The sequence below is a fragment of the Tessaracoccus sp. O5.2 genome (assembly GCF_964266725.1).
Taxonomy (GTDB): Bacteria; Actinomycetota; Actinomycetes; order Propionibacteriales; family Propionibacteriaceae; genus Arachnia; species Arachnia lapidicapta.
Genome location: NZ_CAXWGV010000041.1, coordinates 1 through 381, shown reverse-complemented (window position 1 = coordinate 381; position 381 = coordinate 1). Strand labels below are relative to the sequence as shown.

Below are 381 nucleotides of genomic sequence, written 5' to 3'. Positions count from 1 at the left end.
ACTCTGCGCGAGTGACCTCGATAGTGACGGTCGTCGACGTAGCGGTCACGCGCTCGGAGTCGGCGAGAGTCCAGGTCGCGGCTGCGCCCACCTGGGGCGGGATCGTGGCGGTGACATCGGGGATCGCCGGGTTCGAATCTGGCAGGGCGGTCCGGGTCGCCTCGTCAAGCAGCGGGCGGACGGCGTCGTACACCCGGTTGTAGAAGCCGCTGCCGGGGTCGTTGACGCGCCCGGGGGTGCCCGACTCGTCCAGGTAGACGGCCGTCGGCAGGATCCGCAGCACCGGGAGGTTCGCGTCGGCGGGGGTGACGACGAAGCCGCGGAAGCCGAGCCCGGGATCCGGCGGGTCGGCAGGGATCACCTCCCCGGCAGCCGCACTAT

1 protein-coding gene is annotated in these 381 nt (G+C 71.7%); it reads right to left on the bottom strand.

Going from position 1 to position 381, the window contains the following annotated elements; all coding sequences use genetic code 11:
• A partial coding sequence (locus ACFQPD_RS11055; RefSeq protein WP_385900709.1) for a hypothetical protein occupies nt 1–361 on the bottom strand: 361 nt, incomplete at its 3' end.
• Nucleotides 362–381: the final 20 nt, after the last annotated feature.